11 protein-coding genes and 1 riboswitch are annotated in these 16,100 nt (G+C 28.4%); of the genes, 4 read left to right on the top strand and 7 right to left on the bottom strand.

From position 1 onward, the window contains the following. Positions 1–23: 23 nt before the first annotated feature. On the bottom strand, positions 24–5,126 hold the full coding sequence (locus G594_RS18405; RefSeq protein ID WP_051195913.1) for a M60 family metallopeptidase: 5,103 nt from the start codon (positions 5,124–5,126) through the stop codon (positions 24–26). 116 nt (positions 5,127–5,242) lie between these two features. Next, positions 5,243–5,326: riboswitch (cyclic di-GMP riboswitch) on the bottom strand. 244 nt (positions 5,327–5,570) lie between these two features. Here G594_RS18405 and G594_RS0105745 point away from each other — a divergent pair. The 4 genes from G594_RS0105745 (at position 5,571) to G594_RS0105730 (ending at position 9,329) form a co-directional block, all read left to right on the top strand. Next, positions 5,571–7,235 (top strand): hypothetical protein, encoded by a 1,665-nt coding sequence (locus tag G594_RS0105745; RefSeq protein ID WP_027097711.1) that lies wholly within the window; start codon positions 5,571–5,573, stop codon positions 7,233–7,235. Between the two features lie 17 nt (positions 7,236–7,252). After that, positions 7,253–7,789, top strand: a complete 537-nt coding sequence (locus G594_RS0105740; protein ID WP_027097710.1) for a hypothetical protein — start codon at positions 7,253–7,255, stop codon at positions 7,787–7,789. Between the two features lies 1 nt (position 7,790). Beyond that, positions 7,791–8,579, top strand: a complete 789-nt coding sequence (locus G594_RS0105735) for a hypothetical protein (protein WP_027097709.1) — start codon at positions 7,791–7,793, stop codon at positions 8,577–8,579. A 63-nt stretch (positions 8,580–8,642) separates the two neighbouring features. Further along, positions 8,643–9,329, top strand: a complete 687-nt coding sequence (locus G594_RS0105730; protein ID WP_027097708.1) for a hypothetical protein — start codon at positions 8,643–8,645, stop codon at positions 9,327–9,329. Between the two features lie 73 nt (positions 9,330–9,402). Here the strand turns inward: G594_RS0105730 and G594_RS0105725 are convergent, their stop codons facing one another. The 6 genes from G594_RS0105725 to recN form a co-directional block, all read right to left on the bottom strand. Continuing rightward, on the bottom strand, positions 9,403–9,648 hold the full coding sequence (locus G594_RS0105725; RefSeq protein ID WP_027097707.1) for a hypothetical protein: 246 nt from the start codon (positions 9,646–9,648) through the stop codon (positions 9,403–9,405). A 128-nt stretch (positions 9,649–9,776) separates the two neighbouring features. Then, positions 9,777–10,304, bottom strand: a complete 528-nt coding sequence (locus tag G594_RS0105720) for a hypothetical protein (RefSeq protein WP_027097706.1) — start codon at positions 10,302–10,304, stop codon at positions 9,777–9,779. A gap of 84 nt (positions 10,305–10,388) precedes the next feature. Continuing rightward, positions 10,389–11,249, bottom strand: coding sequence for a M15 family metallopeptidase (locus G594_RS0105715; protein WP_027097705.1), 861 nt, complete (start codon positions 11,247–11,249; stop codon positions 10,389–10,391). A gap of 436 nt (positions 11,250–11,685) precedes the next feature. Then, a complete protein-coding gene (gene spo0A, locus G594_RS0105710) occupies positions 11,686–12,498 on the bottom strand; it encodes a sporulation transcription factor Spo0A (RefSeq protein WP_027097704.1) in 813 nt (270 codons plus the stop codon). Positions 12,499–12,945: 447 nt separating this feature from the next. Then, positions 12,946–14,136, bottom strand: a complete 1,191-nt coding sequence (spoIVB, locus tag G594_RS0105705) for a SpoIVB peptidase (RefSeq protein ID WP_027097703.1) — start codon at positions 14,134–14,136, stop codon at positions 12,946–12,948. Between the two features lie 250 nt (positions 14,137–14,386). Continuing rightward, positions 14,387–16,081: a DNA repair protein RecN gene (recN, locus tag G594_RS0105700; protein WP_027097702.1), complete on the bottom strand. Its 1,695-nt coding sequence runs from the start codon at positions 16,079–16,081 to the stop codon at positions 14,387–14,389. Between the last annotated feature and the right edge of the window lie 19 nt (positions 16,082–16,100).

Here is a 16,100-nt window from a genome sequence, read left to right as displayed (position 1 = left end):
TATCCTCCTATATAAAGCTTTATTTATCTCATGTTTTCTGGAATTATTCCACCTTCAAATTTTATTTCAGGTAATACCTCAGGTATATTTACATATAAAGTATCACTTACTAATCTTTGACCTTCTAGAGTTTCAGCATCATTTACTCTATATAATTCAGCTCTTATTTCCTTTGGTAATGTATTTAGCTTGTCTGGAGTTAAGTAGAATATCCATGTTCCACTACTTATTTCTCCAAGGTGTCCATTTTCAGGTACTTCTGCAAGAAGAATTTGTTCACCTTCAATTACATTATCCTTCTTATCTCTTAAAAGAACTGCATTAAATGCTGGGTTTCCTCTGTATTCTCCTGTAAATACAATTGATCCCTTTGGAATAACATCTCCTTCATTCTTTCCATAAATAAAGTCTTCAGAAAGGGCACCTACACCAGATTCCTTTAAATCAACATTATCTCCAGGCGGTGCAATAATATCAAGTTCCGCTATTGATATTCCACTAGCCTTTGGAGCAACAATTTTTACATATGATGCTTCATATGACCATAATTGTTTACCACCTGTAGAATCTTCCTCATTAAAGTATATAGTTTCTGAATTCTTATCTACACTTAAATCAAATTTACCACTATTAGCTAAAGTCCAATTTTCTTTGTCCTTACTTACAAATACTTGATAATTTGAAATTGTATTATTTGATAAAGCTCCATCTTCAATACCAGCTGTATATCTTAATCCAACAATATTTTGAACTTCATTTAAATTCACAATTACATATGGATCTTGATTATTAGTTCTATCACCCTTAAAGATTGTATCATTACTATTATCTTTAATCTTATTTATAGCTGGGTTATCTACTGGTCCTGTTGTATTATTTTCGTCATTAACATCTTCACTTGATGATGTATTAGTTTCAACTTCCCATAAGTTTTTAGTTAAACTTCCATCATGTGATACCTTTATTGGATCAAGAGTTAATTTTTCTGTTTTATTTAAATGATAATCATAAGCTACTACTTCATATGTAAATACTCTATTATTAGCTGAAACATAATCAGTAAAGTTAGAATCAGTAGTAAAGCCTATAACTTTTCCATTTCTATAAATTTCATATCCTAATATTTTATCTGAGTCTTTATTAGTTCCAAGCGTTAATTCTACACTCTTTGACTTAGTGCTATCATCATATGACAATGAAGCTTCTACACTTGTATCCTTTGACATTGCTTTAACTCCCGCAAGGATTTGTCTTCTTCCATTGTCATTAAGATATTGAATCTTTCTACCTTCTTTTTCATATCCTTTTTCAGCCATATAAGCTACATTTTCTTCTGAAGGAACTATTCCCCATGACTTAAAGAAATCAGTTAAGTCTTTTTGAACTACATCTGATGCATATCTTACAATCTTTTGCTCATAAGGTAACTTTGAATCCTCTGCAGAAGCTTCTCTAGCTCTCTTAGACAATCTTCCATAGAAGGAATCATTAGTTAAATCATTATCTCTATCAGTTATAAACATTACTGATGTTGGATTTTCATCATATGCTAAATGTAACTGCCAGAACATACCTAGTTGAGTAAATACATCTCCAGGTAAACCTATTGTTTCAGATGTTACCTTTTCATATATATCTGTATACTTATCTGAATTCTCTAATCTTGAAGGTGCTTTATCATCTAGTGTTTGAGCAAGTAATGCAATAACGTTATTAGTTACCTCTGCTTTACCCAGTCCATTCATTTCAGTTACGTGTCCTATTTCATGGGCAATTCCCCATCCAAATAAAGAACCAGACTCTTTAACTGTTCCATCTTCATTAAATGTATATGGTTTTCCATTAACTAATCCGCTTGCTGAACCATATTCAATTCCAACATGGTGACCAGATGCATACATAAATGCTCCTGCAAACATTCTTTGATACTTTATATTAACTCTACTTCTTGGTTGTAAATGCTTCTTCTCTGATGCATCTAAAGTTCCATCATTATTAAAATCAGGGTTTTCACTTACACCTCTTTGAGCATACATTAACTCCATTATTTGTTCTAGAGCTTGAAGGCTATCATATAGTCTATCAACTTGTTCATCTTCTGTTGCAAGATCTGATGTTATACCATTTAAAATAGCTGAAGCAGGTAAATTTAAAGTAGCCTTAGTTGTTTCTATATCAGTAGTATTTACAATGCTTGTCTTTTCATCATATTTGTAATTATTATTTGACTTATTTGCAAAGAACTTTGGATACTCATCCTTCATAGTATCAACATAATCCTTTAAGCTTCTTATATATTCTCTGATACTTTCCTTAACTTCTCCTTCTTTGCTGCTATCATTTATGTCTCCATAAACATTTAAATGAGGAATTTTCTTAGCTCCACTTACTCTTATTTTCACTTCATTATTAGAAGGATTTACATTTGGATATCTAACGTATATACTTCCACCCTTTTCTACATCTAAATTATGTATCTCAGGCACTTGTAGTACATTCTTACCCTTTTGAAGTTTTACTGTCTTAATAAACTTTCCACTTTCTCCATAATGTTGAGTAAATGCAAGTTCAGGTAATACATTTCCTTCTGTTCCAACATAAACAACAATTTCTTCCCCAGCTTTTGCTGTGTATCCTAAAGCTTGATAATCATTTGAAAGCCCTAAATTATTACCACTATTGTTTATGTTTTGATTTACTGTAAATGTATTTTTACTTATGTTTTTATCATTAAGTATATCTTCTGCAAGTTTAAGCTCATCTAATATAATAGATTGATTTGGATGATACTCACCACTTACTACATCACTAGTGTTAGCTCTTTCTCTTAGTTCATTAATTTTATCATGAGTTACATTATCATTTAATTCTATTAATAAATCATCCTTAAATAAATTTCTTACATCATCCTCAATAGAATCATAATGATAGAATTTCATTTCTGAAACTGTTAGTATTCCTCCACCATATACGCTTAAGTTTAATTGAACCTTCTTTGCCTTAATAGCTTCTGGTAATTTCACTACATAATATGGCTTTCCATTACTAACCTTCTTAGTTGCTCTTATATCTCCATTTTCTATTTGGTGAAGATTTCCTTCCTCATCCCAATATCTAAGTACATAATTGTAAAACTCTCTAGTATGCTTATCAAATCTTGGAGAAAACATTATAGTATCCATTGCATATGTATCATCAAATTCAACTATTGGAGCTGATTTGCTATACATTGAACTATCCCAGTCATTATGTACCCATGCAGATGTAAAGTCTCCATCTACTATAGCAAACTTGTTTTCATCAGTTACTTCATTACCATCTATTCCACCTCTAGGATATGTTACATCTACAATATGATTAGTAACCTCTCCTATTTCATTAACTGTATTTAAAAGCTTATAGTTTGGTATCTCTGGAGCTATTAAAGAAAGTGTAGTTCCTGTATACATTTGTGATTTACCACTTTCACCAAAGCTATTATATGAAGTTAAATAAACCTCATAAGTAACATTATCTTCAAGTCCAGTTATTATAGTAGAAACACCAGTTATATTAGAAACTTTATTAAAGTTTTCTTCTCCCTTAGCTCTATAGAACAGATTATATCCTTCTGCCCCCTTCATCTTCTTCCAAGACACATTAAGTTGTCTGTATTCACCAACAATATTTATATTTTCTGGAGCATCTGGAGCTTTTTTAGGTGCTGGAGTGGCTTTTACTATTTTTGACCATTCACCCTTCCATGTTTCACCACTATAACTTCTTACTTTTATTTCATACTCTTCAAAATTTTCAAGTTCTGATAATTGTATTGAATTTCCTCCAACCTTAGTTACCTTTTCTGATGTATCTTTACCAGTATTAGTTTTATAAGAAACTTCATATCCATCAATATTTACTTGTTCTGACCATTTTAATTTGACTGTTTCATCATCAGTTTCCACTTCTAAAATTGTAGGTGCTGTACTTTCTGCCTTTGGAACTTCTTGATATACATCATTTAAAAATTCAACCTTACCTATTTGAGCAAGATTATTATTAGTTGGATCTGTAGCATTAACCTTAATAGTAATCTTTTTAACTGCAACTTGCTTTTCTAAATTAATTACTACTTTATCTGATACTGGATTTTCAGCTGATCTAGCAAGCCTTGCGTTATTATTTATCTTTTGCTTAATAACTCTACCATCTTCTGTTTCAACTAATATAGTACCTTCTGTAATTCCTTTAACATCAACGACTACTTCTTCTGCCTTTATTTTAGGAACCTCAATAGATAATTTTCCAACTACTTTTTCACCATCTTCATCTACTTCTGGATTACTACTTGGCTCAATTGTAATTCCTTTATCAGAATCATCAAAAAGATCCTTTACTTCACCATGAACTACACCAACCTTTTCCTCTTCAAGGATTACAACCTCTGATGGATCAATTATTGCAGAAGTATCATATATACTTTCCTTCTTCTCTTCATTGTTCTTATTCATAGATTCATGAACAATGGCTAAGTCTGCAATATCAACTACTCCATCTCTATTTAGATCGTATAATAGATTGCTTGTCCCTATATTCTCTAAAATTGATTCATAATCTTTCTCTGTAGTAACCTTATCACCATCTACGTCTACTACTAAAGAAACATCTCTATCGTTTCCTATATAAATTCTCTTTGAATAATCATTTATTTCAACTTTTTCTTTTAATACTATTGGAGCAAAACCTTCCCCATTAATCTCTAAAGTATATTTCCCCTTTGGAAGATTGTTAATAATAGCATTGTAATAGTACACATCACTATCATTAGTTTCCTCTAAATAATAATCTAATGCTGATATCTTATAGCTTATACTTCCAACGTACTGTTCTCCATCATTATTTCCAACAGGAATCTTAACTACCTCTTTATCCCCTAATTTTAAACTTAAATTTAATTTAGTTTCTTCTGTTTTTCTAAGTTTTAGTGGAACATCAAACTTTAACCTTACTTCTAACGTCCCTTGTAAACTGCTATTTATGCTTGCATTGCTACTTTTTGTTGTGGCATAAACAGAAACTGCTTGAGTTGATATAATTTCAGTTGCCATTACAGTAGCAATTAAAATAGCTAAAGCCTTTCTTTTCACCAAATTTTCCTCCAATCGTATATATAAAATAAAAAAACTATCCACTAAAGGATAGTTGCCTTAGAATTTCATATTTTTTCAAATACTAATTATTATGAAATTAAAGAATATAATTCTTTAGCAACTGGCTAGCATAGTTTTAAACCTTAGCTCCTTTAGCTTTGCGTCTTTAGATTTCTCTAAATTTGCCAATATATATAGTTTTCACGTATATTCTACTATAATTTTCTTCAATTAGAAATAGTTTTTTTAATTTTTATTAACAAATACTTCTTATTATTTAGGAAGTATTTACTATTCTTATACTAAAATATAAGAAATTTACAAAAAGGGCTTAATTTTTCTTTTAGGACACTTTTCTTAAATTCTTATTCAGTTTCCATTAACATAATCTTATTATTATTAATAATATATTAGTAGTAAATATTAATTGGAGGAAAGGCTATGAAAGAGTGTAATTTTATAAAAAATTGCTTTTACAATAAAAACTATATATTTATTTTATTTAATCAAAATATGACTCTTTCAGGGGATTATAGTATATTAAATTCAAACAATTATCTTATAATAAAAGATTCACTAAAAATAAAATTAACTAAATTTTATAGCAATGTTTATTCCTATAACTCCAATTATGCTACTTTTAGAATAAATGATTCTTATTTCTTTGAAAATGCTTTATTGAAGTGTGGATATATAGATACAAATAATGTTAAATTTATAAATAGCGCATCTGGATATACCCAAGACATTTGTACTACTATACCTATTGAAAAAAAAGATTTTTATTTATCTATTACAAAATGTAATTTTTATTCCTATAAAAACAATTCAGTTTCCTTAATAAATAAAAATAGTATCCCTTATTATGAACTATTTAAGGATGACTTCTTTGTTATTACACCACTTGGAAAGTTTGTACCTAATTCAATTATAAAAAAATCTGTAGATGAATATGAATTTTTATTTAATGAAGAAATAATAAGTACTCCTGAGGATGAAATAACACTATATTCAATAGCTTCTCCTTTATCTACTGATGTTCTTGGTGATAGGATTAAAGGAAATGAAAGCAATAAAGTTTATAATTCAATTCCTACAACTATTAAAAATGTAAGTATAACTTCATACTTATATAATATTTTAAAGCTAAGAGTAGATTTTAACTCCCCTATTCTTAGATATGATTCAAGTGATTTTGATGTGTATATTAATGGAGTTATTGCTCCATCCTATGGTCATTCTTCCTATAAATCTGAAGGAATTTTTCTAACCCTATATAATATTAATTCCTTTAATTATAACTATGATGAATTACTTGTTAAAAGTTCAAATAATACCTTCATATACACCTTAGATTTTCGTGGTTTTAAGGTATATGACCCAGTGGGAAAAGCTGCTGATACTTTTATAGCATTATGTGGAACCATAGAGAAAGACATTTCCTCTTCAATTTTAAAACTTAATTTAGAATTCAATAAAACTCTATTTAAGAACTTTGCAACCTTATCTAAAGGTATCTTATCTTCAAGTAAAGATAAGATTTCACTAAATATTGAAGGTATAGGGACATTAAATTTATATGGAAGTGACTTTTATAGTTATTATAATAAAGAATATATAGCTGAATGTACCATAAATGAAGATATTTTAAATATAGCTATAGATTTAATTGAAGATGATTTTTACTCTACTAATATAAATAAAACAAATTATATTTCCTTTTCACCTAACCAAAACCTACAAAGTGTAGATGGCACTTATATTTTAATATCCTATGAAGCTTCAGTAACATTTTCCCCTCCTCCAACTTTAACTATCTATCCTTTGGATGAAGGTAATGAATGGAGCATACTAGGTAAAACAATAGCCAATCCTGTAACCCTAATAGTAGATAGAAGTAAGACCTTAAGAAACTATGGCAATCTTAATGAGAAAACTACATTCTTAAATGACTTATATATAGTTCATGATGATTCCAAAAATATTTATGATGATGTTACTATTACTTTTACAAATATTAAAGCTTCAAATATCTATGTTAACTTACCAGATGAATATAACTTAGTTATTGAGTCATCAACTATTGATTATCAAAAAATATACTAAAGAGGAGTAATAAAAAAATGGATTATATATCAATTGAACCCCCCATGTTAAATAAGGACACCCTATCCTTTAAACTATCTAAGAATATAGATATATCCTTAAATGATATTTACTTATACAAAGATAAAAGTGAAATTTCAAAACAAGCTTTAACCTTATCACAAACTAACAATGAAATTTATCTAACCTCACCTTTGTTTCAAGATAAGTTCTCTATATTCTCAATATTTATAAAAAGCTCACTATACTTTTCAAACTTAATATATATTTACCATTTAAAAAATATAGCTAATACTAAAGAACTCTCCTTCTTATTATCAAAGGCATATTTAAATAAAGATTTATATAGCAGCAACTTTAAAGTAGACAAGATTACTATTAACAATTTTAATTTCATTCCAAATGAAATATACATTAGCTTCTGCAATGAAATAAACGAAGACATATCCTATTTTTTTCAGCAGGATAGTTCTATATTTCTATTTGATAAATTTTCAAAACCAGTTCCTAATGGTAAATACTTAATAAAAATATCAAATAAAGAAGGTGAATAAAATGAAAAGTATAACCTTTAAAAATTCCACCTTATCAAAACTAGATAGTTTATCATTAAATCAAATTAAAATTGAAAATATAAATTCTAAAATTGAAAATATAAATATCTCTAACTCAATGACAATATTAACTGGAACCTTCTATGGAAACCTAAATATAAACAAAAGTTCTTTTATTGTTTTAGACAGTGATTTCTCTTTATTAACTGGTTCCATCAACCTTTTAAATGAAAATACTCTAAAATCAGAAATTCATATTTATGGTTTATTAAAGGATTTAAAAGATGATATTTATATAAATTGTCACTCAAATATAACTTCAATGCTATATATATCCTCTTCTAGTCATAAGATTATTTACTCCTGTATATCAAAAGAAGAAAGTGAGAATAAATTTATAGTAGAGAAAATAGTAACTAAAGATTATACTAGTTCAAATTTAATACCAATTGATCTTAGGGCTCCTTTTACTGGATCACTTAAGGTAAATATAGACTTAGACACAATAGATTTTAAGAACAGTAATAATATAAAACTTTCAATTATCCCCAACACTAGAATTAACTCATATAATAATTTAAGTAACTCTTCCCTATCGGGAATATCTGGTGATGTAGAAACTATAAATTATTTAAAAACTCTAGTACCCAACCTTAAAATTAATGGGACTTACTTTATTGTTAACTGTGTAGATGGAAAAGGAAATCTATCATTATCAGACATAGATCTTGAGAATACTAGGCTTTCAGTAATATTAAATGATAAAGAATATTTCATAAATAATTATTAATCACAATTCTCCAAGATTAACATAACCTATTATTAGGTAAATTTTATAATGGAGATGAAATATATGTTATTAAAAATAAACTCTGCAAATATTGTTTCTAACAATGACTCTACTTTAAGTTCTGTTCTTCTAAACGATTTAGGAACAACTCCTATTGATACCCAAAGCATCTCATCTGAAACCAATTCAAAAGATTGGTTCTCATTGAAAGGGTATAATGGATCAACTTTAACAGACCTAGTAATTACACAAGTAACACAAGGCTCTACACCTGCTAATGGTGAAATTACTATTACCTTTACCAATAGTTCTAACCAAGCATCTATTGGAGATATACTAATTCTTTCACCAGGAACAGTGATTCCAACTAATTCACCTTTCTCTAAAATCAAAAATACTGCATCATTAGATACAGGCTTTTCAGATACTTCTCCAGTTGCTTCAGTTACAGAAACTACACTAGCTCCAAAGGCCTATAGTACAAAAGATAATCAATATAACTTCAAACTTGACATAATAACTAAACAAGGTGATTCCATAAGTACTATTACAACAACTACAAATGATCCTATTACCGTTAATGGATTAGTAGTAACTAAAATAGTTTTTGATATAGCTGATAGTGATAATATTTATGATTCTTTAGAAACTTGTAACTACACCATTTCCTTCTTTGATTCATCTGATAATATAATTAATTACGAACCAAGCACAACAGATATTATTTCTGTTTCTTTTGTACCAGTTTAATAAAAAACTAAAGCTAAATAATTTAGAAAATTAAGAGACTTAGATTTTATTCTAAGCCTCTTTTCTTAAATTCTTATTCAACTTCTATTTTGCTTCCTAGATACTCTTCCTTATAAAGCCTGCAGCCATTCTTTTTAACCTGAATATCTCTATACTTTATTTTCCCACATGCATCAACATAATCAGTAATAAAAATATCATTATTATTTACATAGTATCTATTGTGATAATGATTAACCCTTATATTTTTCTTTTCTCCTTGAATATCTATATAGAAATCCTCTTTTTCATCCTCTTTCTTCAATTCTTCATACTTCATAGAAATTTCCTTCCTTATATAAATTAAGCTCAAATTAATTCAAAGAATTAAATTGAGCATATACCTATAGTTATTTAATTTTCATAGAAAAAGAGAAAATATTCTCCTCTACAAAATAATCCTTCTGTTTAGTACCAACAGTCGTAATCTTTTTCATCCTTCTCTTCTTTGCAATCACACCAGTAGTTATGACCACAATCTTCATCTTTCTTTTCCCATTCAGATACATCAATATATTTCTTGAATTCGTTTTTACATTCGTTCTTACATTCTTTTTTGCATTCTTTCTTGTCTTCTTCACACTTTGGTTCATGGCACTTAGGTTCTTTCCATTCACATTTCTTTTCTTCAATAGTAGAACATCCTAAATACTTGGTTCCTAAATCTATTGTTTCTACCTTATGATGAACTCTATTGCAGTCCTCAACATAATTCTTAACAAAGTGACAATCAGTTACCATAATATCATTGAATCTAGTAAAGTGGTTGTTATGATAATGCTTATTAACGATAGCTTCCTTTTTACCACAAACTTCATATTCTTTATCATAGCACTTTGTAGTACCCTCTTTTACTTTAACTTCACACTTTTCTTCACACTTTTCTTCACATTTATCTTCAGGTTTATTGTTATATTCATAATCTTCTTTATACATTCTGATATCCTCCAAAAACAAAATTTAATTATAGTTTATATTATGTATAATTCACATAATATGTGATATATTTCCTCTAAATTTTTATTTTATTTTTGAAGTTATTATGTATCCCCCTTTATTATCCTTAGATATCTCTATATTTTTGTAATCTTTTGGAATATCTAAAGAATTATTATGAGAGGATTGATATGAAATTATATATTGACCATATTTATAGAACTTATCTTTTTCATAAAGATGGTAATATTCTTCTAGAGTTAGTCTATTATTATAAATAATATTAGAATGAGGTAATCCAACATACCTTATATGCCATGGTTCATAATTAAAGCCTGTCTTGCTCTTTCCTAAAAAAGGATACCTTATTATAAAACCATATTTGTAAGCATTACTATTAACCCACTTACCTACTTGTGATTTTATAAAGTTCTTTTGTGCTAGTGTATGTACATATAAATCTAAAGCCAGTCCAGTCTCATGCTCACTATATCCAACCTTTGCAGCAAGAGAACTATCCTCCTTATATAAATCTTCTTGTTCTCTCTTATCTCTATAAGTAGACATAATTAAAAGCTTGTCCTCAGTATACTCTTTTGAAGCCTTAAGTAAGGATTCTAATGGCTCCACCACTTCTCTATTTACAAAAAGATCTGTATCTCTAAATTCTACCAAGTTCAAATTATTATTATAATCTAGCTTATTATCATTATTTACAAGCCACATATTATTGGTATATTTTATATTATTATATTTGCCTTCTTCTATATCTGATATACCTACCTTCTGTGTTCCAATATCAACTTCTTCTAGTGTAATACTTTCTCTTTTATCAAATAAAGTTATAATTCCATATTTAATATCAGGTCTTTTTATAGCTGTATAAGCTATCATAATAATTATTATTGCTAGTGTAATTAATATTATATATTTAATTTTTTTCATATAAACCTCCAACAAATTAACTACTATTTAACTTTATCAATAAATTCTTATTATTAATTTATGGAAACTTATATTAATCTTAGCAATATCTTAGGATTTTCTTAAAATTTTTAGTTAAAAAAGACGAAGTGGATATTTATTTTTCGCCTTCCGTGGCAAGTTCTAAGTGACAGAAAAATAAATATCTATCCCCTTAGCACTTAAGGTAAGGAAATTATAAAATTATTATCATTGATTATATCTTTTAATATGAAAATGTAATGCTCCCTTTAATTTATAGCTAATTAGAGTTTTATATTTTCTAGACAATAAAAAAAGACACCTCTAATCAGTTTTTAACAACCGATTAGTTGATGTCTTTATTAATCATATAAATTTATATTTATTGCTATGACATTATAAAGGTTATATTCCTTTAAAACTTGTCATAGAGCTATTAGCTTACCTTATTCTTTAATCTTAATTTATCAGCTATAATTGCTATAAATTCTGAATTGGTAGGTTTTCCCTTTTCATTATGGACAGTGTATCCAAATAATTTATTTATAGCATCAACTTGTCCTCTACCCCAAGCTACTTCAATTGCATGTCTTATAGCTCTTTCAACTCTCGAAGCAGTTGTGTTATACTTCTTAGCTATTGATGGGTATAATTCCTTAGTAACAGCTGATAATAATTCCATATCGTTAACAACCATAGTGATTGCTTCTCTTAAATACATATATCCTTTAATATGTGCTGGCACACCAATTTCATGAATTATGCTTGTAATTTCAGTTTCAAGATCAATAGGTCCTCTGCTAGTTGCAGCAGCTTCTCTTTGAACAACTTGAGTTGAAACAGATCTTCTCTTAGTTTCAACATCTTGTGTGCTAAACATTTCTCTTATTCTCTTTGTAAATATATCCATGTCAAATGGTTTTACCACATAATAATCAGCACCTAAAGTTATTGCTTGTTGAGTAATTTTATCTTGTCCAACTGCAGATAATACGATTACTCTTGGCATTTTATCTAAATCCATTCCATTTAATTTTTCTAGAACTCCTAATCCATCAAGATGTGGCATTATAATATCTAAAACTACTAAATCAGGTTGCTTTTGTTGGATTAACTCCAATGCTTCCCTTCCATCTTTCGCTATTCCTGTTACCACTATATCCTTTTGGTTTAATAAATAATCATTAAGTATGCTGCAGAATTCTTTGTTATCGTCAGCGATTAATACTGATATTTTTGAATCTTCCATGCTTTTCTCCCCTTTTATCCAATTTTTACCAACGTAATTATTAATTCGCCATTTATTTATTAATTCCTTCTTTCACCAAGAAAGATTTCACTAAGACTTTATAATTGCATTATTATAATATAAATTCGACATTACTTAAAAAATTCCTTTTTAACTCTAAAATGTATTATCTAAATTATAAGATTTTTTAATCTTAGTATATACGGTTTATTAATATTACTTTAGTATATAATATTCTTCTTTGTTTTTAAATATTATAATTATATCTTCCACTATTTGTAAATTATACACCATATTTGCATCTTCGTAAATACTTTTATCTAAAATAAATAAATATTTTTACATTTATTGGTAATTATTTCTGTTCTTTACTTCCTATTTACACTCCATTAACAGGATTTCGTCAAAAAATTAAGGATATCTAACAATTTAGATATCCTTAGTATTTTACTTCAAAATTCCTGCATCTTCAAGCATCCAATCAATATAAATTCCATAACCAACATCTGGTTTATTAATTAATACATGAGTAACAGCTCCAACCAATTTTCCATTTTGTATTATTGGGCTTCCACTCATACCTTGAACAATCCCTCCAGTTTTACTTAATAAGGCTTCATCAGTAACCCTTATTAACATACTTTTAGGACCAGGTGAATCTTGTTGAAGCAATTTTACTATTTCTATTTCATATTCCTTAGGTCCTTCTTCATCTATAGTTGTTATTATTGTAGCTTTTCCTAATTTTATTTCATCTCTGAAAGCAACCTTCATAGGTGATGACCTCATTGGATTACATTCTGCTTTTTTACCCTCTCCAAAAATACCACATTGAGTATTTTTCACTATATTCCCTATTGGTTTATCATCATTCACAAAAATACCCTTAAGTTCCCCAGGCGCACCCTTTTCACCTTTTCTTACACTTATTATTGATGATTGTAGAAGATCACCCTTCTTTATTGTGAAAGGTTTATTTGTATCTCCATCAGTTACAGGATGACCTAATGCAGCAAACTTTCCTGTCTTTTCATCATAGAAAGTCATTGTACCAACTCCTGCTGTTGAATCCCTTACCCAAAGACCTAATTTATATCCACTATTGCCTTCCTTAACAAGAGTTACTTCCTTGTTTAAACTTTTGCCATCTCTTAATAGTTCAATATTAATTTTTTCTTTATTAATTGAACTAACTTTTTTTATTAAGTCATGCGATGTTTCAATAGCCTCTCCATCAATTTTTAAAATTACATCCCCTACTTCTATACCAGCTTCACCAGCAGGGCTAATCTTTCTATCATTAGCTATTGCTATTTCAGAAAACCCTACTACTAAGACTCCTTGTGATGAAAGTCTTACACCAATACAATTTCCACCAGGTATAACTTCAATATTTTTCACTTTATGTACTGAAACCTGTTTTATTGGTATTAGTCCAAGTAAGTTCACCTTTAACTTTTCTTCTTTATATTCTACCTTATTAAAAGGTCCCACATTTGGAAGTGCCGACATTACTTCCACTTCACTACTTGTATAAAGATGATCTGGTACATCTTTTAGCATAATGCATGTGGACAGAGCCAAAATCAAGATTGGAGTAATTACTACGCTTACTATTTTTAATAGTTTTCTATTCATGTCCTTCTCCTCCTTCTCCTCCTTTGCTTCTGTTTTTAAGTTACCCATTGGACATGCATTATATTCTATAGGAACTTTTCTATTATAGACAAATATTAAATATAAAATTTTTAAATATCTCTTTTTGAAAAAAATTGATACCTAGTTACAAGGTTTCATAAAATTATGTTTCTTTTTATGGAAAACAAAAAAAATAAAACCACAAACTCTTGTGATTTTATTTTTACCAATATATTATAACTTATGTATATTAAAGATTTTTAATTTCATCTTTTTTAGACTCTGCAAACTTTAGCATCTCTTTTACGTTTTGAATGGTAGCTTCTGTTACTCCATTACCACCCATCATTGATGCTACTTGATTTATTTTATCTTCTATAGATAACATTCTAATTCTTGTATAAGTTTTATCATTTACTACTTCCTTTGAAACAAAATAGTGATGATCTGAAAGTATAGCTATTTGAGGAAGATGTGTTATACATAAAACTTGATGTCCTAATGATACTTGATACATCTTTTCTCCAACACGTTGTCCAACTGCTCCACTAATTCCAGTATCTATTTCATCAAAAATTAGAGTTGAAATTTCATCCTTATCAGCAAATACACATTTAAGTGCAAGCATTATTCTTGATAATTCTCCACCTGATAAAACTCTTTCAAGAGGTTTTAAAGGTTCTCCTGGATTTGTAGATATCATAAAGCTAACATCATCAAAGCCTCTTTCATTATAATTATCCTCTAAGGTTATTTCTATCTTCATTCTTGACTTATCCAATCCAACATAAGATAGTTCTCTAAGAATTTTTTCTTCTAATGAAGGACTGTATTTTTGTCTTATTTCATGTAGCTTTTCACCTACATTTTTCATGTCACTTAAAATTTGGCTTTCTTTTTCAGTTAATTCATTTAGTATTTCTTCAGCATTAATTAACTCATCATATTTTTCTTTTAATTTTTTATGATAAGCTAGCACTTCTTCTACTGAACCGCCATACTTCTTCTTATATGTATTAATTTCATAGATTCTCTCGTTGATTTTACCAAGTCTAACATCATCATAGACTATTTCATCACCAAGATCTCTAATATCTCTTGTAGCCTCTTCTAAGCTAAAATATGCACCTTCTAATAATTCTCTCTTTTCTTTTAAAGCTTCAAGATGATTTTCCACCAAAGAAACTTCACTTATTACCTTCGAAAGAGATTCTAAAATTGAATTTCCATCTTCTCTTTGGCTTAAAAGTCCATAACTTATTCTAAGAGCATTGTTTATTTTTTCTGCATTATTTAAAACATTGTACTCTTCTTTTAGATCTTCCTCTTCACCAATTTTTAATTTACCTTTTTCTATATCTTCAATTTGGAATTTAGTATAGTCAATTAGCTTATCTCTGTCCTCAGCACCTTTAATTTTATTAATTTTTTCTTTAATTTTTGATAGTTCTTCTTTTAAATTTAAAAATTTATTTAAAGGCTCTTCTATATCTTCTCCAATATAATTATCTAAGTATAAAATATGACTACTTCTTTGTAGTAAACTTTGATTTTGATGCTGTCCATGAATATCTAATATCTTTTCTCTTATTCTTTTAAGCTGAGTTATAATTAAACTTCTTCCATTTACTTTTATTATGCTCTTACCAGATAATAAAGTTTCTCTTGATATTATTAGCATATCATCATACTCGATACCTAACTCATCTAATACATGGTTAACATTGTCATTGTCTATTGAAAAAATTGCTTCAACGAAGGTTCTTTCTTCTCCTGTTCTTATTAGATCCTTTGAGAACTTTCCACCTAAAACATAATCAATAGCATCAATAAGAATAGATTTACCTGCACCAGTTTCTCCTGATAGTATATTGAATCCTTCACTAAACTCAACAGTTATTTCTTCAATTAGAGCAAAATTTTTAATGTTTAATCTAATTAACATTCTACCCCACCTTTTTAAC

It is taken from the genome of Clostridium paraputrificum AGR2156 (assembly GCF_000424025.1).
Classification (GTDB): Bacteria; Bacillota; Clostridia; order Clostridiales; family Clostridiaceae; genus Clostridium; species Clostridium paraputrificum.
This window is presented reverse-complemented; position numbering and strand designations above follow the sequence as displayed.

Excerpts from the sequence above, each read along its gene's own strand:
- G594_RS0105745 (WP_027097711.1), top strand. The coding sequence starts at position 5,571 with ATGAAAGAGTGTAATTTTATAAAAAATTGCTTTTACAATAAAAACTAT.
- G594_RS0105740 (WP_027097710.1), top strand. The coding sequence starts at position 7,253 with ATGGATTATATATCAATTGAACCCCCCATGTTAAATAAGGACACCCTA.
- G594_RS0105735 (WP_027097709.1), top strand. The coding sequence starts at position 7,791 with ATGAAAAGTATAACCTTTAAAAATTCCACCTTATCAAAACTAGATAGT.
- G594_RS0105730 (WP_027097708.1), top strand. The coding sequence starts at position 8,643 with ATGTTATTAAAAATAAACTCTGCAAATATTGTTTCTAACAATGACTCT.
- G594_RS0105725 (WP_027097707.1), bottom strand. The coding sequence starts at position 9,648 with ATGAAGTATGAAGAATTGAAGAAAGAGGATGAAAAAGAGGATTTCTAT.
- G594_RS0105720 (WP_027097706.1), bottom strand. The coding sequence starts at position 10,304 with ATGTATAAAGAAGATTATGAATATAACAATAAACCTGAAGATAAATGT.
- G594_RS0105715 (WP_027097705.1), bottom strand. The coding sequence starts at position 11,249 with ATGAAAAAAATTAAATATATAATATTAATTACACTAGCAATAATAATT.
- spo0A (WP_027097704.1), bottom strand. The coding sequence starts at position 12,498 with ATGGAAGATTCAAAAATATCAGTATTAATCGCTGACGATAACAAAGAA.
- spoIVB (WP_027097703.1), bottom strand. The coding sequence starts at position 14,136 with ATGAATAGAAAACTATTAAAAATAGTAAGCGTAGTAATTACTCCAATC.
- recN (WP_027097702.1), bottom strand. The coding sequence starts at position 16,081 with ATGTTAATTAGATTAAACATTAAAAATTTTGCTCTAATTGAAGAAATA.